Source organism: Nocardioides sp. CPCC 205120 (genome assembly GCF_048654585.1).
GTDB lineage: Bacteria > Actinomycetota > Actinomycetes > Propionibacteriales > Nocardioidaceae > Nocardioides.
On the sequence record NZ_JBMCYY010000001.1, the window covers coordinates 168,625 to 188,605 of the forward strand.

Genomic DNA, 19,981 nt, shown 5'->3' on the forward strand with positions numbered 1-19,981 from the left:
GAGCCGCCTGTCAGAATCGAACTGACGACCTAATCATTACGAGTGATTCGCTCTACCGACTGAGCTAAGGCGGCGCGCCGTCCGCCATGACGGACGACCCGCAGAAGTATAGGGACGTCCGTCGCGGAGGCGAAATCCGGGTCCGCGCGGGGCGGACCGGGCGGTTCCGGCCGAGGATCAGGCCGCCAGGGCGAGGCGCGCGGCGCGGGCACCCTCGCTGAGGTGCGTCTGCTCGGCGCCGCACCAGCAGGTGAAGGTGGCCTCGTAGCCGCCCTCGACGGCACGGACCGCGGTGAACTGCGAGTCGAAGGTGAGCTGGTGCTTGCGGCACGCGGTGCAGTGGTGGACGAACACGGGACCTCCTCGGGTCAGATCGGTGACGGACCAAGTCTCTCGCCGTCGAGATTCAAGGGGTAGCCTCACTTGCCAGCAGGAGCCCTAGGTCTGACCTATGGTTGTGACCGTGCTCTCGCTCCACCAGCTGCGCTGCTTCCTCGCCACCTACGAGCACGGCTCGCTGACCGCGGCCGCGGCCGAGCTGGGCTACGCCCAGCCGAGCGTCTCCGAGCAGATCCGCGCCCTGGAGAAGACCCTCGACGTCCCGCTCTTCCGCCGGGTGGGCCGCGGCGTCGTGCCCACGACGATGGCCGACGAGCTCCGCCCGCACGCCGAGCGCACGCTGGCGGCCGCGGACGAGGCGCGCCGCGCCGTCGCGAGCGCCCGCAGGTTCGAGACCGGCACGATCCGCTTCGGCATGTTCGGCACGGCCCGGCTCTACGCGGGTGCCGGGCTCGTCGCCGACGTGCTCGAGCGCTACCCCGGCGTGCGGGTCGAGCTCATCGGCCAGAACTCCACCGACGTGCAGGAGGACCTGCGGCGCGGTCGCCTGGAGGCGGCGATGATCGCCGTGCCGGCCGCCAGCAGCGAGGGCATGAGCGTCACCCCGGTGGCGAAGGACGAGCTGGTCTACATCAGCGCCGACCCCGCCCACCTCGCGACACCGGTCACGGCGCACCGGCTGTCGCTGGCCCGGCTGGTGATGCCCGAGACGACGTGGCGCGCCGTGGACTCGACCCGCATGGTGCTGCGGCAGATGCTCCACGAGACGGGGCGCAACCCGACGACCCGCATCGAGGTGGAGGACGTCGAGACCGCCGTCGAGCTCGTGGGCATGGGCCTCGCCGACTCCGTCATCCCCAAGGGCGCGGCCGTGCAGCTGCTCCCCCGCCTCGCACCGCAGGCCGGCTACGTGTCGTTGCGCCCGCGGCAGTACGACAGCCTCGCCGTCGTCCACCGCGCCGGGGCGACGCTCTCGCCCGCCGCGCGGCTCATGATCGAGCTGGCCACGGCGCGCATCCGGCAGATCGCGGAGCCCTACGACCCGCGGTGACGGGTGCCGTCAGGCCGCGCAGGTGGTGCCGTCGTCCGGCACCTCGCCGTCGACGAGGAACGCCTCGACGGTCTCGTCGATGCAGTCGTTGCCCGAGCCGTAGGCCGTGTGGCCTTCGCCCTCGCGGGTCAGCAGGACACCCGACTCGAGCTGCTCGGCCATCGCGACGGCCTCCTCGTACGGCGTGGCCGGGTCGCCCGTCGTACCGACGACGAGGATGGGCGCGGCGCCCGCACCGCGGACCTCACGGCGCTCCTCGCCGGAGCGCCCCGGGTACCCGCTGCACCAGCCGAGACCCAGCTGCCCGCCCTCGCCGAACGTGGGCGAGGCGGCGACGAAGTCGTCCGCGTACGGCGCGGCCTCCTGCGGCGTGAGGCTCGTGGGGTCGTCGAGGCAGGAGATCGCGTAGAACGCCTCCATCAGGTTCGAGTTGTAGCTGCCGTCCTCGTTGCGGTCGGCGTACAGGTCGGCCAGCAGGAGCAGCAGCGTGCCGTCGCCGGCGAACGCGGTCTGCAGACCCTGCGTCAGGTAGGTCCAGCTCTCCTCGCTGTAGAGCGCGGCCTGGATGCCCGTCGTGGCGAGGGCCTGGGTGAGCTCACGGTCACCGACGGCGAGCGGTTGCGCCAGCAGCCCGTCGAGGAAGCCGTTCACGGCCGCGTCGGCCTCCTCCACCGTCGCGCCCAGGGCGCAGGCGTTCTCGACGCAGTCCGCGAGGTAGTTGTCCCAGGCCAGCTCGAAGCCGGCGATCTGGCTCAGCGACCCGTCGATGCGCGACAGCGACGGGTCCGTCGCACCGTCGAGCACCAGCGAGCCGGCGCGCTCGGGGAAGTACTCGGCGTACGTCGCGCCCAGCGTGGTGCCGTAGGAGAAGCCCAGGTAGTGCAGCGACGCGTCGCCCACCGCGGCCCGCAGCACGTCCATGTCCCGGGCGCTCTCGACCGTGGAGACGTGGTCGACGAGGTTGCCCGACAGAGCGGCGCAGCCCTCGCCCATCCGCTGCTGCCAGCCCTGCACCGCGGCGATGCCTTCCGGCGTCGTGGGGTCCACCGAGTCGGCCAGGTAGGCGTCGAGCTCGGCGTCGTCGAGGCAGTCGATGGGACGGCTGGCGCCCGTGCCGCGCGGGTCGAAGCCCACGACGTCGAAGCGGTCGAGCAGCACCTGGCCGTACGCCGCGCTGCCGCGCGTCGCCATCTCCGAGCCCGGCGCCCCGGGACCGCCCGGGTTCACGACGAGCGAGCCGATGCGCTCGTCGGGCTCGTCCGCGGGGTCGCGCACGAGCTTCAGCTCGAGGGTCTCGCCCTCGGGCTCGGCGTAGTCCAGCGGCACCTCGAGCTCGGCGCAGTCGAACTCGTCGCCCTCCTCGTCGCACTCCTCCCAGTCGATCTCCTGGGAGTAGAACGGCTCGAGCTCCGGGCTCGGCGGGGTGCGGGCGTCGTCGTCCTCCGTCGAGCCGGCGTCACCGCCCGCCTCCTGGCGCCCGCCGGTCTCGCGGACGTCGTCGCCGCCACCCCTCACCAGCACCACCGCGGTCACGGCTCCCGCCACGACCACCACCAGTGCCAGCACCAACGCCAGAACAGCTCCGCGCCTCACGCGTCCCCCACCCTCGTCGAGGTCCCCGCACCGACACCACCGGCCGTCGGCAGGAGACCCGCCGCCATCGACTCGAGCGCCAGCATGACAGGGACGTTGAACTCCAGCATCTGCTCGCGGGCCGCGAAGATCGCGTCGATGCACCGCAGGCAGCCCTCGGCGCCGCGCTGGTCGGCGAGCACCTGCACGTCGTCGCGCAGCTCCTCGTTGACCAGCTCGCCGCCCGCCCCCACGGCCAGCGCGACGGCGTCGCGATAGACCGAGACCAGGTCCGTCAGCGCCCGGTCGACCACGTCGAGGTGGCGCCGCTTGGCCCGCGACTTCTGCTCGCGCTCGAGCGCGGCGCGGGCGGGCGCGTACTCCCGCGGCCGGCGACCGCGCTCGACCACGCCGTACGCGGCGTCGAGGTCGGCGCGCTCCGCCGCGTCGAGCTCGACCGTGATGGCCTCCGCCTCCTGCTTCGTCGTCTCGTTCAGCGTCGCGGCCGCGGTCATCGCCGCCCCGAGCGAGCGGAGCCGCCCCGGGAGGGCGACGACGGCCGCGCGCCGCTGGCGGGTCGCGTCGTCGGTGGCGAGCGCGCGTGCCCGCCCGATGTGGCCCTGGCTGGCGCGGGCCGCGTACGCCGCCAGCTCGGGCGACACGTCGCAGGTGCGCTCGAGGAACGCCGCCACGTCGGCCGCGGCGGGCGTCGTGAGCGTCACGAGCCGGCAGCGCGAGCGGATGGTGGGCAGCACGTCCTCCACCGTGGGGGCGCACAGCATCCACACGGTGCGCTCCGTCGGCTCCTCGATGGCCTTCAGCAGGGCGTTGAACGCCTGGTCGGTGAGCCGGTCCGCGTCCTCCACGACGAGCACCTGCCAGCGGCGGCCCACCGGCGCCAGGGCGGAGCGGCGCACCAGGTCGCGGACCTGGTCGACGCCGATGGAGAGCCGCTGGGTGCGGATGACGCCCACGTCGGCGTGCGACCCGGCCAGCACGGTGCGGCAGTCGTGGCACTCGCCGCACCCGCCCCGCTCGCACTGCAGCGCGGCGGCGAACGCGATCGCGGCGTTGGAGCGGCCCGACCCGGGCGGCCCGGTGAACAGCCAGGCGTGCGTCATGCCGCGGCCCTCGCGCGCCGCCGGGGCGAGCGCGGCGATGGCGGGGCGCTGGCCGACGAGGCCGTCCCAGACACTCACGCGCCCTCCCCGACGGTCCTGGCGGCCCGGGCGGCCTGGGCCAGCAGGGGGGCGACGCGCGCCCAGACGGTGGCCGCGATCTCCTCGCGGGTGCCCCGCGCGTCGACGACGAGGTAGTGGGCCGGGTCCTGCGCCGCCAGGGCGAGGAACGCCTGGCGGGCGCGCTCGTGGAACTCCGCCGACTCCGCCTCGATGCGGTCGCGGCCCTCCAGCCGGCCCAGCCCGGCCGCGGGCGGCACGTCGAGCACGACGGTCAGGTGGGGGCGCAGCCCGCGGGTGGCCCAGCGGGCGACCTGCTCGAGCCCGGCGAGCGCGCCGCCGAGCACGCGACCCGCGCCCTGGTAGGCGAGCGTGGAGTCGACGTACCGGTCCGTCACCACCACCGCGCCGCGCCCCAGCGCGGGCAGCACGACCCGCTCGACGTGCTCGGCCTTGTCGGCCGCGTACAGCAGCGCCTCGGTGCGCGCGGCCAGGTCGCCGGTAGCAGGGTCGAGCACGATGCGGCGCAGCTCGCGGCCCACGGCGGTGTCGCCCGGCTCGAAGGTGGGGACCGCCTCGTACCCCTCGGAGCGCAGGCGCTCGACGAGCAGGGCCGACTGCGTGGACTTGCCGCCGCCGTCACCGCCCTCGAGGCAGACGAAGACCCCCGTGCTCGTGCGGACGGGGGCTGCGCCCGTCGGCGGCGGGGGCACGGGAGGGACGCTCACGGCGACGAACCTACGAGGTCCCACCGACACCCGGCCAGCCGCGGGGGCAGGGGTGGCGGCCGACCTGTGGACGGGACTGGCGGTCGTCGGTGCGGCGTGGTGGGGTTTGGGCGTCCGGACGAGGGGTAACGAGGGTCCGGATCCCGTCCGACCCGTTCCGAGGAGTGATCGTCCGTGTGGTGGCTCATCCTGCTGCTGGTGCTGGCCGCAGCCGTCGCGGCCGCTGTCGTCGTGGTGCGCACGCGCAAGCCCGCGACGACCGGCTCCCGCCCGCCCGGTGACGTGATCGCCGAGAACGACCTGGCCTCCGTCGAGCCGCTGCGCCGCCTGCGCGTCGGCGACATCGTGGAGTACCAGGGCGCGATGCTCTTCGTCCGCGGCCGCCTCGACTTCGACGAGTCCGGCTACACGTGGACCGAGCACTTCCTCGACGACGCCGAGGCCCGTCGCTGGCTCTCGGTGGAGGACGACGAGGGCTTCGAGGTCTCCCTGTGGCGCAGCATCCCCGCGGGCGACGTCGAGCAGGGCGCCCCCGGCGACCGCGACGTCATCGTCGGCGGTGTGGCCTACCGGCTGCAGGAGCGGGGCTCCGCGTCGTTCCGCGCCCAGGGCTCGACGGGCACCGCCCCGCAGGGCACGGCGGAGTACGTCGACTACGCCAGCGCCGACGGCAAGCAGCTGCTCGGCTTCGAGAACTTCGGCGGCAGCTGGGAGGCCTCGCTCGGCGAGCCCCTCCAGCCGTGGGAGCTCACCGTCTACCCGGGCTCCGACGAGCCCGGCGCACGCTGAGGGGGCGACGTGAGCTCACGCGCGAAGGGCCTCCTGATCGTCGGCGCCCTCCTCCTCGTCGGCATCGTGCTCGTGCCGATGCTCTTCGGCGGCTTCGGCAACGGGCCCAAGGGCTGGATCGACGACCACTACGACCACGTCTCCGGCTCGGACCCCGACCGCCAGACCGTCACCTGGCGATCGGACGACGACGTGACGGCCACCGCCTCCGCGATCGCGGCGGGCACCAACCCGTCGGACCGCCGCGAGGCCGACGGTCGCGCGTTCCTGCGCTACAGCAACGACTGGATCGTCACCGTGACGAAGAGCAGCGGCGGCTCGCGCATCACCCTCGACGAGTTCGACCGCGGCTACTCGGCGAACAGCACGTTCATCGGCTTCTGGGGCGGCTACTACGGCGGGGGCGGCGGGGGCAGCGGCTACCGCGGCGGCGGTTCCGGCTCCGGCAAGTAGCACCACGACCCGCTGCCGCACGGCGAGCAGCACCCGGCACCACGCCGCACGACCGGCACCACCCGCAGCACCGCACCCGACGAGCACCGACCCGCACCGACCCGCACCGAAAGGCACGACATGCCCGAGCTCCTCGACGAGTCCCTCGCGACCCTGGCCTTCGCCGGGGTCGGCATCCTCCTGCTCGTCATCGGCTACTTCATGGTCGACCTGCTGACCCCGGGCCACCTCGGTCGCCAGGTCTTCGTCGAGCACCGCCGCGACGCGGCGCTGGTGCTGTCGGCCACCCAGGTCTCGCTCGGCTTCATCATCGCCACGGCGTTCTTCACCGCCGAGGGCGACACCTGGGACACGCTCCTCGAGGCGTCCGTGTTCGGCATCATCGGCGTCGCGCTGCTCGGCCTGGCGTTCTGGATCCTCGACGCCGTCACGCCCGGCAGCCTCGCCGAGCTCGTCGTGGACGACTCGGACGACCCGGCGGCGTACGTCGCCGTGGCGGTCCAGCTCGCGGTCGGCCTGGTCGTCGCCGCGTCGATCAGCTGAGCGCCACGACCGCCCCCACCGCCGGGGCCCGCACCGCTCCCGGCCCGGGGGCCACGCCGCGCGCGCTGCGGGTGGTCGTGCTGGCCGCGGTCTTCGTGTGCGCCGCGTGCGGGCTCGTCTACGAGCTGTCCCTCGTCACCCTCGGCAGCTACCTCCTCGGCAACACCGTCACCCAGACCTCGCTCGTGCTCGCGGTGACGATGTTCGCGATGGGCGTCGGCGCCGTCGCGGCCAAGCCGCTGCTCGGCCACCCCCTGCGGGCCTTCGTCGGCGTCGAGCTGGCGCTGGCGGTCGTGGGCGGCTTCTCGGTCCCCGCGCTGTACGCCGCGTTCGCGTGGCTCTCGCTCTACACCCCGGCGATGGTCGTCGCGTCCTTCGCCATCGGCCTGCTGGTCGGCGCGGAGATCCCGCTGCTGATGGCGCTCCTGCAGCACCTGCGCCGCCAGGACGCGGCACACGCCGTCGCCGACATCAACGCCGTCGACTACGTCGGCGCGCTCGTCGGCGGCCTCGCCTTCCCGTTCCTGCTGCTCCCACTGCTCGGCCTGCTCGAGGGCGCGCTGGCGACGGCCGCCCTCAACGTCGCCGCCGCCGCGGTCGTCGCACTCGCCCTGGGCCGCCGCGCCCGCACGCGTACGCCGGTGCTCGTCGCGGTCTCCGCGTGCGTCGTCACCGCACTGGCCCTGGGCCTCATGGCGTGGCGGGCGAGCGCCTTCGAGGCCACGGCCCAGCAGGCGCTCTACCGGGACCCGATCGTCCACAGCGAGCGGTCGGCGTACCAGTCGATCGTGGTGACCCGCGGGTGGTTCCAGGGTGCGGAGTTCGACGACGTGCGGCTCTACCTCGACGGCGACCTGCAGTTCTCCTCGGTGGACGAGTACCGCTACCACGAGATGCTCGTGCACCCCGCGATGGCCGGCCCGCACGCCCGGGTGCTCGTGCTCGGCGGCGGCGACGGCCTGGCGCTGCGCGAGGTGCTGGGCTACGACGACGTCGAGGAGGTCACGCTCGTCGACCTCGACCCCGCGGTCGTCGACCTCGCCCGCAGCTACGAGCCGATCCGCGACCTCAACGACGACGCGTGGGCCGACCCCCGGGTGACCTACGAGGCCGCCGACGCGTTCTCGTGGGCCCGCGACGCCGTCGACGACGGGCAGGAGTACGACGTGGTCGTCGTCGACTACCCGGACCCGGACTCGCCCGCGCTGGCCAAGCTCTACTCGCGGGAGCACTACGCGACGCTGCGCTCGCTGCTGGCCCCCGACGCCCGGATGGTCGTCCAGTCCGGCTCGCCGTTCTTCGCCCCCGACGCGTTCTGGTGCGTGCGCCGCACGCTCGCCGACGCGGGCTTCGCCACCACGCCGTACCACGCCGACGTGCCGTCCTTCGGCGACTGGGGCTGGGTGCTCGCCCGCCCCGACGACGCCGGGGCGCCGACCCTCGACCTCGCGGCCGGCGCGCCGCGGACGCGCTACGCGTCCCCCGCCGTGCTCGACGCCTCCGCCGTCTTCCCGCCGGACATGGCCGACCGGTCGGGTGACGTGTCCACGCTCCTGGACCCCGCGATCCTGCGCTACTCCGAGCACGCCTGGGTGGGTTACTGATGGTCTTCGTCCTCGCCCGGTTCTGGGCCAGGTTCACCTCGCGCGTCACGTGGCGCACCCCCCTGCTGGTGCTGCTCGTCGTGTTCTCCACCAGCTGGGCCGCGATGGCCCTGCTCGAGCCCGACGGCGACATCGCCGACCCCGCCCACTACTGGTGGTGGTTCCTCGTCACGTCCTCGACGGTGGGATACGGCGACTACTTCCCGGTCACGACGGGTGGCCGGCTCGTGGGCGCCTACGTCGTCGCCGGCGGCGTGGCCACCCTCACCACCTTCTTCACCCACCTCGCCGCCACGCTGGCGAACGCGAAGGGACGACGCATGAACGGCCTGCTCACCCACGACCTCTCCGGCCACCTCGTGCTGGTCGGCTACGCCCCCGGGCGCACCGACCGGCTCGTGGCCGACCTGCGCGCCGAGGACGACACGCCGATCGTGGTGTGCGCCTGGGAGGAGCAGGTGCCCCAGCACCCGCTCGTCGACGTCGCCGGCGTGGAGTTCGTGCGCGGCGACCTCACCGACCTGGCCGTGCTGCGGCGCGCCGCGATCGGCCGGGCCTCCGCCGTCCTCGTCGACGCCCGCGACGACAACGAGGCGATCACGCTGACCGTGGCGGCCGAGGAGGCCGCCCCGGGGGTCCACACGGTCGTGACCCTCCGGGACCTCTCGCGCCGCCGCACCGTGCGCCGCATCGACCCCACGGTCCACTGCGTGCAGTGGCACGCGCTGGGGCTCGTGTACGACGAGCTCGCCGACCCCGGCATCGCCGAGGTGTACGACGAGCTGATGACCCCCGGCGGCCCGAGCACCTGGTCCACGACGGTGCCCGAGGGCCCCGACGCGACGTACGGCGACTGGCAGCGGGCGCTCGGGGCGACCAGCGCGACCACGCTGCTGGCCCTGGGTGTCGACGGCGACGTGCACGTCAGCCCCGACTGGGCCACGCGGGTGCCGGCGGGGGCGACGCTCTACTACGTCGGGCCCCGCCGGCTCACGCCGGACAACCTGCTGGCCGCGCTCGGCTGAGCGCGGCCCGCGTCAGGCCTTCTTGGCCGCGGCCTTCGTGGTCTTCTTCGCCGTGGTCTTCTTCGCGGCCGCCTTCTTGGCCGTCGCCTTCTTGGCGGGGGCCTTCTTGGCCGGCGCCTTCTTCGCGCCCTTCTTGGCGGGGCCCTTCGCGCGGCGCTCGGCGAGCAGCTCGGCGGCCCGCTCGAGCGTCACGGCCTCGACCGAGTCGTCCTTGCGCAGCGTCGCGTTGTACTCGCCGTCGGTCACGTACTCGCCGAAGCGACCCGCCTTCACCACGATCGGCTGGCCGGAGACCGGGTCGTTGCCCAGCTCCTTGAGCGGCGGCGCGGCCGCGGCGCGACCCCGCTGCTTGGGCTGCGCGTAGATCGCGAGCGCCTCGTCGAGCGTGATGTCGAAGATCTGGTCCTCGCTCGTGAGCGAGCGCGAGTCCGTGCCCTTCTTCAGGTACGGGCCGTAGCGACCGTTCTGCGCGGTGATCTCCACGCCCTCGGCGTCGGTGCCGACGACGCGCGGCAGGCTGAGCAGCTTGACGGCCTGGTCGATCGTCACCGTGTCGAGCGTCATCGTGGAGAACAGCGAGCCCGTGCGCGGCTTGGCCGACTTCGGGGCGTCCTCGGGGAGCAGCTCGGTGACGTACGGGCCGAAGCGGCCGTTCTTCGCCACGACCACGAGACCCGTCTCCGGGTGGCGGCCGAGCTCGCGCTCCTCGCCGGCCGGGTTGGCCAGCAGCTCCTCGGCCTTCTCCAGCGTCAGCTCGTCGGGCGGCAGGTCGTCGGGCACGTTCGCCCGCTTCGCGAACGCCGTCCCGTCGTCACCCGGGCCCTCCAGGTAGGGGCCGTACTTGCCGACCCGCAGGTGGATGCCGGACTCCTCGGCCGAGGCTCCGAACGGCAGCGGGAAGGTCGCGAGCCCCTTGGCGTCGATGTCGCCCAGCTCGTTGACCAGCTTCTTGAGCCCGTCGACGTCGCCGGTGCCGAAGTAGAACTCGGCCAGCTCGGTGTTGCGGTCGGAGCGACCGGCGGCGATCTCGTCGAGCACGTCCTCCATCTGGGCCGTGAACTCGTAGTCGATCTGCCGGGGGAAGTGCTCGGTGAGCAGCCGCACCACGGAGAACGCGAGCCACGCCGGCACCAGCGCGGTGCCCTTCTTGTAGACGTAGCCGCGGTTGAGGATCGTGCCGATGATCGAGGCGTACGTCGAGGGCCGGCCGATCTCCCGGTCCTCGAGCTCCTTGATCAGCGTCGCCTCGGTGTAGCGCGACGGGGGCTTGGTCTCGTGGCCGTTGGCGGCCAGCGAGGCGGCCGAGACGGCGTCGCCCTCGGCGAGCGCCGGCAGGCGCGTCTCCTGGTCGTCCGACGCCGCGCCGTGGTCGGTGCCCTCGACGTACGCCTTGAGGAACCCGTGGAACGTGATGACGCGACCCGAGGCCGAGAACACGACGTCCTCGCCGGTCGCGGCCGTGCCGCCGATGCGGATCGAGACCGACTGGCCGACGGCGTCGCGCATCTGGGAGGCGACCGTGCGCATCCAGATGAGCTCGTAGAGGCGGAACTGCTCGCCCCTCAGGCCGGTCTGCGCCGGCGTGCGGAACGACTCGCCGGCGGGACGGATCGCCTCGTGCGCCTCCTGCGCGTTCTTGACCTTGCTCGCGTAGACCCGGGGACGGTCCGGCACGTACTCCGCGCCGTACAGCTCGCGCACCTGGTCGCGGGCCGCGGCGACCGCGCCCTCCGACAGGGTCGTCGAGTCGGTTCGCATGTAGGTGATGAAGCCGTTCTCGTAGAGGCGCTGGGCGACCGACATGGTCACGCTCGCGCTCATCCCGAGCTTGCGGCTCGCCTCCTGCTGCAGCGTCGTGGTGCGGAACGGCGCGTACGGCGAGCGCTTGTAGGGCTTGGACTCGACCGAGCGGACCTCGTAGGTGGACTCGGCGAGCGCGCCGACCAGGCCCTCGGCGCGGGCGCGGTCGAGGTGGACGACCTTGCCCTCGGAGGCCGGCTTGAGCAGGCCGTCGGGCCCGAAGTCGGAGCCCCGGGCGACGCGGGCGCCGTCGACGGAGTGCACCTTGGCCGGGAACATGCGCTGGTCGTGGTCGCTGCCGGCGTCGAAGGTGCCCTCGAGGTCCCAGTACGACGCCGCGCGGAACCGCAGGCGCTCGGCCTCGCGGTCCACCACGAGGCGGGTGGCCACCGACTGCACGCGCCCGGCGGACAGGCCGCTCATGACCTTGCGCCACAGCACCGGGGAGACCTCGTAGCCGTAGAGGCGGTCGAGGATCCGGCGCGTCTCCTGCGCCTCCACCAGGTCCATCGCCAGCTCGCGCGGGTGCTCCGCCGCCTCGAGGATGGCCTGCTTGGTGATCTCGTGGAAGACCATCCGCTTGACCGGGATGTTCTTCGGCTTCAGCTCGTCGAGCAGGTGCCACGCGATGGCCTCGCCCTCGCGGTCACCATCGGTGGCGAGGAAGAGCTCGTCGGCGCCCTTCAGCAGGCCCTTCAGCTTGGTGATGTGGGACTTCTTGTCACGCGGCACCACGTAGTAGGGCTCGAACCCGTTGTCGACGTCGACCGCGAGGCGGCCCCACGGCTTGTCCTTGATCTTGGCGGGGGTGTCCGCGGCGTTGTTGGGCAGGTCGCGGATGTGCCCGATCGAGGACTCCACGACGTAACCCTCGCCCAGGTAACCCGCGATCGTCCGGGCCTTCGCAGGCGACTCGACGATCACCAGCTTGTGTGCCACGACTCCCTCTCCCACTGCGTCACGCGGGGACCGCGACCCATCTCCGGGCCCCCACGGCGGGTCACAGTAGCGCGGAACCCCGACGGGGACGCGAGTCGAGGCGACCTCGTCCCCAGGGCCGTCGCCCCGCGGCGGACCTGTGGACGAGCGGACGAGGAGGTCGGCGAGCGCTGCCAGGGTGGCTCCCACCACACGACCGAGGGGGAGCACGAGATGCACGACGACCGGCCCGATCCACGCCCCGGCTGGTGGAGCGGCGACGACGCCCCACCACGCCACCACGAGGAGGCCGACGACCTCGCCCCGACCTGCCCGAGCCCCGCGCGGGGCGACCGCCTGACCCACCTGGTGCTCGTCGACGGCCGTCTCGTCGACGTGTGGACCGAGCCGGTCGAGCCGACGCGGTGGGCGGGGGTCGCCGAGGCCTTCGACCGCGCCCGCCGCCCAGCAGCCACCCCGCTCCCCCCGCTGCCGCCGCCCCCACCGCGTCACGAGCAGGTGCTGGCGTGGCTCGACGACCTCGTCGGCGGCCGGGACGCGCTGCTCGCGCTGACCCCCGAGGCCCCGGACCCCGGCGAGGCGCCGCCGGGGCTGCCGAGCGGGGTGCTGGAGCGCCGGGCGGTCGTGCGCGAGCTCGTCTCGGCGGTCGCCGAGCGCTGCTTCGACGCGGACGTCGAGGCGGCCCTCCACCGCGTCGTCGACCACCTCTGCACGGAGGACCCGTTGCTCCTGACGGGCGCGCGCCCCGCGGCCCAGGTCGCCGGCGGGGTGTGCTGGGTGGTCGGCAAGGCCAACGGGCTGTTCGTGCCGGGCGCCACCCAGGCGGCCGTGCGCGAGCTCCTCGGCCTCGCCGGCCAGCTCAGCGCGACCGGACAGGTGGTGCAGCGGTCCCTCGGCCCGCGCTGGCCGCGGGCGCACCACCACGGCTGGGCCGGCGCGGACCTGCTGCCCACCGGCTGGGCGGGGGTGCTCACCACCGGCACCCGGCGCCGGCTCGTGCGGGCCGCGACCGCGCCCTGGCCGAGAGCGCCGCGGACGTGGCCTGAGGCTCAGACCTCGAGGAACCCGTCGGCCACCAGGCCGCGCACCACGGGGAGATACGTCGCGCGCAGCCCCGCGGCGTCCTCGTCGAGGAGCTGGGCGAGGGCGTCGAGCAGCTGGCCGACGGAGAGGTCCCCGTCGCAGGCCCCGACGAGCCCGGCGGTGACGGTGTCGGCCGCGTGCCCGCGGCGGAAGCCCCGCTGCTGGCGCAGCACGATGGCCTCGGGGTCGCTGGCGCCGGGGGCCCCGACGTTCTCCTGCCGCACGTCGGCCCGTACCCGCAGCCGGGCTCCGAGCAGCGCGGTGTCGTCGAGCGCGGCGAGGTCGTCGATCGCGTGGCCCCAGGCGGCGACGGCGGGGGCGATCGGCTGCTCCACGTCGTACGGCCACTCCTCCAGCCGGGTGACCGGGCTGCCGGGAGCGCCGTCCGGGCGCCGTCGCAGGTTGATCCAGCCGAACCCGACGCCCTCGATGCCCTGCTCGGCGAACCACGAGAGCCAGGTGTCGTAGCGACGCAGGTACTCCGGCGTCCCCGTCGCGCCCTCGTCGGCGAGCCACAGCTCGACGTACGCCGCGGGGTCGAGCACCTCGCGCTGCACCACGAACGCGTCGCAGGCGACGCCGTCGGCACTCGGCTCGAGCCAGGACGCGAGCCGCTCGTCCCACGGCGTGCCGCGGGCGATCACCCAGTTGGCGAGCACCTGGCACCAGCCGCCGGGGACGAGGTGACCAGGCGCGGTGCGCACGATGTCCTCGACGACGCGGTCGCCGGGCAGCCCGGAGTCGCGGTAGACGAGGCGCTCCCGGGTGCCCGGGGAGATGACGAACGGCGGGTTGGTGGCGATGAGGTCGAACTGCTCGCCGCGGACGGGCTCGAAGTAGGAGCCGTCGCGCACCTCGACCGTGCCGAGGTCGTTGAGCGCCGCGTTGAGCCGGGCGATCCGCAGCGCGCGGGGGTTCACGTCGGTGGCGACCACGCGGCCCGCGTGGGTGGCCAGGTGCAGCGCCTGGACGCCGCACCCGGTGCCGAGGTCGAGCGCGCTGGCCACGTCGTCGCGGATGGTGAGCTGCGCCAGCGAGGTGGAGGCGGAGCTGATGCCGAGCACGTGGTCGGTGCTGACCACGTTGGGGGCGCCGTCCAGGCCCGGGGTGAGGTCGCTCACGACCCAGAAGTCGTGGTCGCCCGCGGCGTCGGGGGCGGCGTACGGCCGGCAGTCGAGCCGCGCGCGCACCTCGCCCACCCCGGCCTCGAGGATCCCCTCGACGGCCAGGCGGTCCACGAGACCGGGCAGCGCCTGCTCCGCGGCCGACGCCGGCACGGCGGTCTGCAGCAGGAAGAGCCGGGTGAGCGTCGCCAGTGGCGAGCCGTCCCGCGTGCGGGCGAGCCCGGGCGCGGTCTGGTTGCGGGCCAGCGCGGCGTGGGCCGTGCTTCCCAGCAGCTCGGCGACGGCGTCGACGGTGAAGCCGGCCGCGACGAGCGCGTCGCGCAGTCGGTGGGGCAGCTCGGCGGAGGCACTCACGGGCCCGAGCCTAGTGCCCACCGAACGGGACGAGGCCCCTCCCGCCGGAGCGGGAGGGGCCTCGTGAGCTACGGACAGGTGCGTCCGAGAGGCTCGATCAGACGGCGCGAACGTTCTCCGCCTGCGGGCCCTTCGGGCCCTGCGTGACGTCGAACTCGACCTTCTGGTTCTCGTCGAGGGACTTGTAGCCCTGCGACTGGATCGCCGAGTAGTGCACGAAGACGTCGTCGCCGCCGTCCTCCTGCGCGATGAAGCCGAAGCCCTTCTCAGCGTTGAACCACTTAACGGTGCCCAGAGTCATGTGACTCATTCTCCTCTTGTCGGGGCGAGAGCCGTCACTTCGACGACCCACACCAGATGCGGTGATACGTCGCTCCGACTGTCGTGAGTGGTAGGCCCACGAAGAAAAGCGCCGTTGGATCACAAACTCCGCGGGCGATACCTGCTGGAACTTGCACCTGTTGCGTCTCCGACAGTACCAACCTCTACCCCCAGCACGACATTCTCCGCGGCCTGATTTTTTTCCGCGGGCGGTGAAGTCTGCGCTACGAGCCGGTGACACGGGGGCTACACGAGCCAGGGACCTCACCTCGCCACCGCCGATTCGAGACCAGCTTGGCTCACGTGCGACAGTGATGTCTCAACCTGATTCACCACCTGGGAGTGCCCGTGAAGTCCCGCGACACCGTGCTCGGCGCCGCCCTGCGCCACCTCAACACCGACCCCACCGCGTCAATGGCCGACATCGCCGAGGCCGCCGGGGTCAGCCGGGCCACGCTGCACCGCCACTTCGACAGCCGCGAGGCGCTGGTGCGGGAGATCGGCGACCGGTCGCTCGACCGCTGGGAGCAGACGCAGGAGGAGACGGGCGTCACGGCCGCCGGGCGCTCGGGCGACCCCGAGCGGATCCGGACCTGCCTGACGGCGCTGCTCACCCAGCTCGTCGCGGACGCGGACGAGTTCGGGTTCACCCTCGTCGACGAGTTCCTCTACGCCCTGCCCGACGTCGCCGCCCGCGCGGACGCCCTCTTCGACCGCGAGGTCGCCCTCTGGGCCGCCGCCCAGGACGCGGGGGTGCTGCGCCGCGACGTGCCGGCCCGCTGGGTCGGACACGCGGTCTACGGCCTGCTCGTCGCCTCGCGCGAGGCGACGCGGGCCGGGGACGTGGCGCCGCGCGACCTCGCCCCCCTCGTCCTGACCACCTTCCTCGACGGAGCCGCACGGTGACCGCCCCGACCGCCCCCCAGCCCCAGCCCCAGCCCCAGCCCCAGCCGCAGCCCTCCGGCCAGCCCGGACCCCGGGCCGGGGCCGTCGCACGGGCCGACCGCGACCCCCGCCGGTGGGCCGGGCTCGCCGTCCTGTCCGCCAGCCTCCTGGTGGTGGTGATGGACATGACGATCCTCAACGTCGCCCTGCCCTCGCTGACCGCGGACCTGCGGCCCACCTCGGTGGAGCAGCTGTGGATCGTCGACGCCTACGCCCTCGTGCTCGCGGGCCTGCTCGTGCCGGCCAGCGCGGTCGCCGACCGGTGGGGGCGCCGGCGCAGCCTGCTCCTGGGCTTCGCCGTCTTCGGCGTCGCGTCGCTCGGCGCCCTCGTGGCGACGGACCCGGCGCACGTCGTCGGCGTCCGCGCCCTGCTGGGCGTCGGCGGGGCGCTCATCATGCCGTCGACCCTCTCGCTCATCCGCACCCTCTTCACCGACCCGGGCGAGCGGGCGACGGCGCTCGGCATCTGGGGCGCCATGGCGGCGCTCGGCGGGGCGCTCGGACCGGTCGTCGGCGGCGCGCTGCTCCAGGCGTTCTCGTGGCACGCGGCGTTCCTCGTCAACGTGCCCGTGATGGTCGTCGCGATCGTCGCCGCCGTGGCGCTGCTGCCCGAGAGCCGTTCGGCGCGTCCGCCGCGCATCGACCTCCCCGGTGTCGCGCTCTCCTTCTCCGGGATGGCCGCCCTCGTGTTCGCGGTCAAGCACCTCGGGAAGCACGGCCCGGACCTGACCGGCCTCGCGGTCGCCGTGGCCGCCACCGTCGCGCTGACCGCGTTCGTGCGCCGCTGCCTCGCCACCCCGCAGCCCATGCTCGAGGTGCGCCTCTTCCGCGGCCGGGCGTTCACCGCGGGCGTGCTGACGGCCCTGACGTCGAGCCTGGCGATGGTCGCCCTGCTGCTCCTCGGCGCCCAGTGGCTGCAGCTGGTGCAGGGCTGGTCGCCCCTGCGGTCGGGCGTCGCCCTCCTGCCCCTCGCCGTCGGCGGTCTCGTCGGCTCACCGCTGGCGCCCACGGTGGCGCGTGTCGTGGGCGCCCGCACGGTGCTCGCCGGCGGGCTCGCGGTCGCCGGCATCGGCTTCCTCGTGCTGTTCGCGGCCCCGGCCCCGCTCGCGTACGGCGCGGTCGCCGTGGCCCTCACCCTCGTCGGCATCGGTACGGCGTCCCTCGCCGTCGCGTCCGCGGTGATCATGGCGGGCGCACCGGCCGACCAGGCCGGCAGCGCGGCCGCGATGGAGGAGAGCAGCTACGAGATCGGCGGCGTCCTCGGCGTCGCGCTGCTCGGCAGCCTCGCCTCGGCGATCTACCGCGCCGGCCTCGGCGACGGCGCGTCGTACGGCGTGAGCGGGGGTGCGGGCGACACGGCCCGCGAGTCGCTCGGCGGCGCGCTCGAGGTGGCCGAGGGTGCCCCCGGCGGGGCGGCGCTCGCGGCCGACGCGACGGCCGCGTTCGGCGAGGCGCTCGCGTGGACGGGCCTCGCCGGCGGCGTCCTGCTGCTGCTCGCCTCGCTCGTCGTCGCCCGGCTCACCCCGCGCGACCTCGACCTCACCGACGTCGCGCATTGAGGGCGGCGGCCGAGCCCGCCACCGTGAAGGTCGCGGTCGTGCCGACCACGAGCGCCAGCGGCACCGTCCACGACCCGGTCGCGTCGTGGACGGCGCCCAGCAGGGTGGGGCCGACGGCGGCCACGGCGTACCCGACCGTCTGCACGAAGGTCGACATGCCCGCGCTCTCCCGGTCGGAGCGGGCCACCCGCGCGATGATCGTGAAGATGGCCGCGAACCCGCCACCCTGGGCGGCGCCGCCCAGCAGGCTGCCGAGCAGGTAGGCGTCGGGGGCCACGAGCAGCTGCACGGGGAAGCTCGTCCACAGCACCCCGACGAGCGCGACCGTGCACCACTCCGGCACGCGCAGCGCCAGCAGCGGCACCCCCACCGCGCCGATGATCGCGGCGATCTGGAACACCGCGGCCAGGCCGCCGGCCGCGTCGCCGGCGCCGGCCTCGTCGGCCAGCACCGACGGCAACCACGCGGTGAGCGAGTAGTAGGACGTCGCCTGCCCCGCGAACGCCAGCGCCAGCAGGAGCACGACCGGCTCGCGCCACAGCGGGCGGGCACGCGTGCCCCCGGTGGCCGGTACGACGGACACCCCCGGCCCGGCCTCCTCGGCGACGCCCCCGGCGACCGGGAGCCCGCGCGGGAGCGCCACCCGCCACCACAGGGCGATCGCGAGGCTCGCCGCCACGGCGGGGGCGACGATCGCGACCTGCCAGCCCGCCGCGTCGGCGAGCGGCGCCGTACCGACGAGCACGCACATCGAGCCGATGTTGAGGGTCGCGGTGTAGGCACCGGTGACGGCCCCGACGTACGCCGGCGGCGTCGAGCGGCGGATGAGCACGGGCACGACGATGTTGCCGATGGTGATGCCGAGGCCGAGGACGACGGTGCCGACCGCGGCGGCGGCCAGTGAGCCGGACGAGCGCACGAGGCTGCCGAGCACGACCCCGGCGAGGCACACCACGACCGCGACCTCGGCGCCGAGGCGTCGCACCACGGCCAGCGCGAGCGGGGCGGCCAGGCCGAAGCAGAGCACCGGCAGGCTCGTCAGCAGCCCGATCTCGCCACTGCTGGCGTCGAGGGCGGAGCGCAGCTCGTCGGTGACGACGGAGACCCCGACGAACGGGGCGCGGAGGTTGAGCGCCACCAGCAGCAGCGCCAGCACGGGCACCCAGGGGAACGCTGCGCGGGCCGGTCGGTCGTCGGGTCCCGTGCTCACCCGCGCACGCTACGCCCGGGCTCACGGCGTCCCGTCGGGGGGCCGAACGCGCCGCCGCGCGGCGCGGGAGGTGGTAGGCCACCAGGGACTCGAACCCTGAACCAGCGGATTAAAAGTCCGATGCTCTGCCCATTGAGCTAGTGGCCCGCCGCCCCAGTCTGCCAGTCGGGGAGACGCGCCGGGATGCCGGGCGGGACGCCCGACGTGCGAGCGAACGGGCCCGTAACGCGGCCGCCACGGCGTAGTTTGTGGGGCATGAGCACTCCCCGGGACGACGGCGGCCCCGCGCCCGTCGACCTGCTGAGCCGCTGGCTCGAGAGCCGCACGCCGGGCGACGAGGCGCCCGTCGAGCCCGCCCACCGGGCCGACCGCACGCCCCGCACGCCCGCGACCGAGCCCGCCCTCTCCGCCGTCGACCGCGACCTCGCCGCCCCGGAACCCGCCGAGGCGGCGCCCGTCGAGCCGGCGCCCGTCGAGGCGCCCGTCGAGGCGGGACCCGTCGACCCGCGGCACGACGTCGCGCGGTCGGTGCTCGCCGCGTTCCGCACCCCCTCGGCCCCCGGGACGCCCGTGGCCGACCGGTCCTCCGGACCGACCGACGCAGGGCCCCGGCCCGAGCCCGACGTCGAGCCCGACGTCGAGCTCGACCTCGAGCCCGACGTCGAGCCCGTTCCCGGCGAGCCCGTTTCGGGCGAACCCGCCGCCGTCAGCCCCACCGCCGCCGCGTCACCGCTCCTCGCCGCGGCGCGCCGGCTGGAGGAGCAGCAGACCGCGGCCGACCCGGAGCCCACCGTCCCCGTCGCCGACCCCACGCCCGCCCGCGGCGCGGGGACGTCCGCCGTACCGGACACCGCCCCGGGAACGCCGATCGGCGCCCGCACCCGGGCGGCCGGCACGCCGGAGGCACCGGTTCCCGTGCGGGTCGAGTTCACCTCGTCGCGCACCGGCCAGCTGACGGCGTCGCTGCTGATCCTCGCCGGGCTGCTGGTCACCGCGGGGCTCGGCTGGGTCGCCTACGACACCCGGGCGGTGCCCGACATCGCACTCGCCGGCGTGGCCGCCGCCCTCACGCTCGTGGTGTGGGGCGCGCGAGCGGGCTCCGCGCCGTCGCGCGTCGCGATCGACCGGGGCGTGCTCGAGATCCACCGCGGCGCGCAGCGCTCGACCTTCGACCTGACGAACGTGCAGCTCGACGTCGAGGAGCAGGGGCGGCCGCGGGACCGCGACTGGCGGTTCGTCGTGCACCGCCGCAGCCTCGGGCCGGTGGCGGTCGACCGTCGCATGGTCGACCCGACGGCCTTCATGGCCGCCGTGCGCCGCTACCGCCGCGACGTCTGAGACCCCGGGCCGCGACCGGCCGGACC

At 74.4% G+C, this 19,981-nt stretch carries 17 protein-coding genes and 2 tRNA genes; 9 read left to right on the plus strand and 10 right to left on the minus strand.

Annotated elements, in window-relative coordinates:
* Position 1 precedes the first annotated feature (1 nt).
* Both ACOACO_RS00860 and ACOACO_RS00865 read right to left on the minus strand, forming a co-directional pair.
* Positions 2-74, minus strand: a tRNA-Thr gene (locus ACOACO_RS00860).
* A 103-nt stretch (positions 75-177) separates the two neighbouring features.
* Positions 178-354 carry a hypothetical protein gene (locus ACOACO_RS00865; RefSeq protein WP_420294371.1) on the minus strand — a complete coding sequence of 59 codons (177 nt, stop codon included), beginning with the start codon at positions 352-354 and terminating at the stop codon, positions 178-180.
* 109 nt (positions 355-463) lie between these two features.
* On the opposite strand from ACOACO_RS00865, the gene ACOACO_RS00870 reads away from it, so the two are divergent.
* Positions 464-1,390 carry a LysR family transcriptional regulator gene (locus ACOACO_RS00870; protein ID WP_420294372.1) on the plus strand — a complete coding sequence of 309 codons (927 nt, stop codon included), beginning with the start codon at positions 464-466 and terminating at the stop codon, positions 1,388-1,390.
* A gap of 9 nt (positions 1,391-1,399) precedes the next feature.
* On the opposite strand, the gene ACOACO_RS00875 is transcribed toward ACOACO_RS00870, so the two are convergent.
* The 3 genes from ACOACO_RS00875 to tmk are packed head-to-tail and all read right to left on the minus strand — an operon-like array spanning position 1,400 to position 4,868.
* Positions 1,400-2,956, minus strand: a complete 1,557-nt coding sequence (locus tag ACOACO_RS00875) for an alpha/beta hydrolase (protein ID WP_420294373.1) — start codon at positions 2,954-2,956, stop codon at positions 1,400-1,402.
* Positions 2,957-2,979: 23 nt separating this feature from the next.
* Positions 2,980-4,161, minus strand: coding sequence for a DNA polymerase III subunit delta' (locus ACOACO_RS00880; RefSeq protein WP_420294374.1), 1,182 nt, complete (start codon positions 4,159-4,161; stop codon positions 2,980-2,982).
* Complete coding sequence (gene tmk / locus ACOACO_RS00885; protein ID WP_420294375.1) at positions 4,158-4,868, minus strand: dTMP kinase; 711 nt, start codon at positions 4,866-4,868, stop codon at positions 4,158-4,160. The genes ACOACO_RS00880 and tmk overlap by 4 nt, the downstream gene beginning before the upstream one ends.
* Before the next feature lie 174 nt (positions 4,869-5,042).
* Between tmk and ACOACO_RS00890 the strand changes: the two genes are divergently transcribed.
* The 5 genes from ACOACO_RS00890 (at position 5,043) to ACOACO_RS00910 (ending at position 9,282) form a co-directional block, all read left to right on the plus strand.
* The gene (locus ACOACO_RS00890; RefSeq protein WP_420294376.1) at positions 5,043-5,657 is read left to right on the plus strand and encodes a DUF4178 domain-containing protein; all 615 of its coding nucleotides are present in this window, start codon (positions 5,043-5,045) and stop codon (positions 5,655-5,657) included.
* A 9-nt stretch (positions 5,658-5,666) separates the two neighbouring features.
* On the plus strand, positions 5,667-6,110 hold the full coding sequence (locus ACOACO_RS00895; protein WP_420294377.1) for a DUF4247 domain-containing protein: 444 nt from the start codon (positions 5,667-5,669) through the stop codon (positions 6,108-6,110).
* Positions 6,111-6,230: 120 nt separating this feature from the next.
* Positions 6,231-6,653 (plus strand): DUF350 domain-containing protein, encoded by a 423-nt coding sequence (locus tag ACOACO_RS00900; protein WP_420294378.1) that lies wholly within the window; start codon positions 6,231-6,233, stop codon positions 6,651-6,653.
* A gap of 71 nt (positions 6,654-6,724) precedes the next feature.
* The gene (locus ACOACO_RS00905) at positions 6,725-8,257 is read left to right on the plus strand and encodes a polyamine aminopropyltransferase (RefSeq protein WP_420294379.1); all 1,533 of its coding nucleotides are present in this window, start codon (positions 6,725-6,727) and stop codon (positions 8,255-8,257) included.
* Positions 8,257-9,282: an ion channel gene (locus ACOACO_RS00910; protein WP_420294380.1), complete on the plus strand. Its 1,026-nt coding sequence runs from the start codon at positions 8,257-8,259 to the stop codon at positions 9,280-9,282. Before ACOACO_RS00905 ends, ACOACO_RS00910 begins: the two co-directional genes overlap by 1 nt.
* A gap of 12 nt (positions 9,283-9,294) precedes the next feature.
* On the opposite strand, the gene topA is transcribed toward ACOACO_RS00910, so the two are convergent.
* The 3 genes from topA to ACOACO_RS00925 form a co-directional block, all read right to left on the minus strand.
* Positions 9,295-12,021 (minus strand): type I DNA topoisomerase, encoded by a 2,727-nt coding sequence (gene topA, locus ACOACO_RS00915; RefSeq protein WP_420294381.1) that lies wholly within the window; start codon positions 12,019-12,021, stop codon positions 9,295-9,297.
* A gap of 1,049 nt (positions 12,022-13,070) precedes the next feature.
* Entirely contained in the window at positions 13,071-14,582 is a 1,512-nt protein-coding gene (locus ACOACO_RS00920; protein ID WP_420294382.1) for a DUF7059 domain-containing protein, read from the minus strand.
* Positions 14,583-14,679: 97 nt separating this feature from the next.
* Entirely contained in the window at positions 14,680-14,883 is a 204-nt protein-coding gene (locus tag ACOACO_RS00925) for a cold-shock protein (RefSeq protein WP_277499506.1), read from the minus strand.
* A 368-nt stretch (positions 14,884-15,251) separates the two neighbouring features.
* Between ACOACO_RS00925 and ACOACO_RS00930 the strand changes: the two genes are divergently transcribed.
* Both ACOACO_RS00930 and ACOACO_RS00935 read left to right on the plus strand, forming a co-directional pair.
* Positions 15,252-15,809: a TetR/AcrR family transcriptional regulator gene (locus ACOACO_RS00930; RefSeq protein WP_420294383.1), complete on the plus strand. Its 558-nt coding sequence runs from the start codon at positions 15,252-15,254 to the stop codon at positions 15,807-15,809.
* Positions 15,806-17,407, plus strand: coding sequence for an MFS transporter (locus tag ACOACO_RS00935; RefSeq protein WP_420294384.1), 1,602 nt, complete (start codon positions 15,806-15,808; stop codon positions 17,405-17,407). Before ACOACO_RS00930 ends, ACOACO_RS00935 begins: the two co-directional genes overlap by 4 nt.
* On the opposite strand, the gene ACOACO_RS00940 is transcribed toward ACOACO_RS00935, so the two are convergent.
* Together ACOACO_RS00940 and ACOACO_RS00945 are read right to left on the minus strand one after the other, a co-directional pair.
* Positions 17,388-18,617, minus strand: a complete 1,230-nt coding sequence (locus tag ACOACO_RS00940; protein WP_420294385.1) for a CynX/NimT family MFS transporter — start codon at positions 18,615-18,617, stop codon at positions 17,388-17,390. The genes ACOACO_RS00935 and ACOACO_RS00940 overlap by 20 nt on opposite strands.
* A gap of 71 nt (positions 18,618-18,688) precedes the next feature.
* Positions 18,689-18,764, minus strand: a tRNA-Lys gene (locus ACOACO_RS00945).
* A gap of 108 nt (positions 18,765-18,872) precedes the next feature.
* On the opposite strand from ACOACO_RS00945, the gene ACOACO_RS00950 reads away from it, so the two are divergent.
* On the plus strand, positions 18,873-19,955 hold the full coding sequence (locus ACOACO_RS00950; RefSeq protein ID WP_420294386.1) for a hypothetical protein: 1,083 nt from the start codon (positions 18,873-18,875) through the stop codon (positions 19,953-19,955).
* The last annotated feature ends 26 nt before the right edge of the window (positions 19,956-19,981 follow it).

Bases quoted from the DNA above. Each gene is read 5' to 3' on its own strand.
- ACOACO_RS00925 (WP_277499506.1), bottom strand. From the start codon at position 14,883: ATGACTCTGGGCACCGTTAAGTGGTTCAACGCTGAGAAGGGCTTCGGC.
- ACOACO_RS00950 (WP_420294386.1), top strand. From the start codon at position 18,873: ATGAGCACTCCCCGGGACGACGGCGGCCCCGCGCCCGTCGACCTGCTG.
- ACOACO_RS00910 (WP_420294380.1), top strand. From the start codon at position 8,257: ATGGTCTTCGTCCTCGCCCGGTTCTGGGCCAGGTTCACCTCGCGCGTC.
- ACOACO_RS00900 (WP_420294378.1), top strand. From the start codon at position 6,231: ATGCCCGAGCTCCTCGACGAGTCCCTCGCGACCCTGGCCTTCGCCGGG.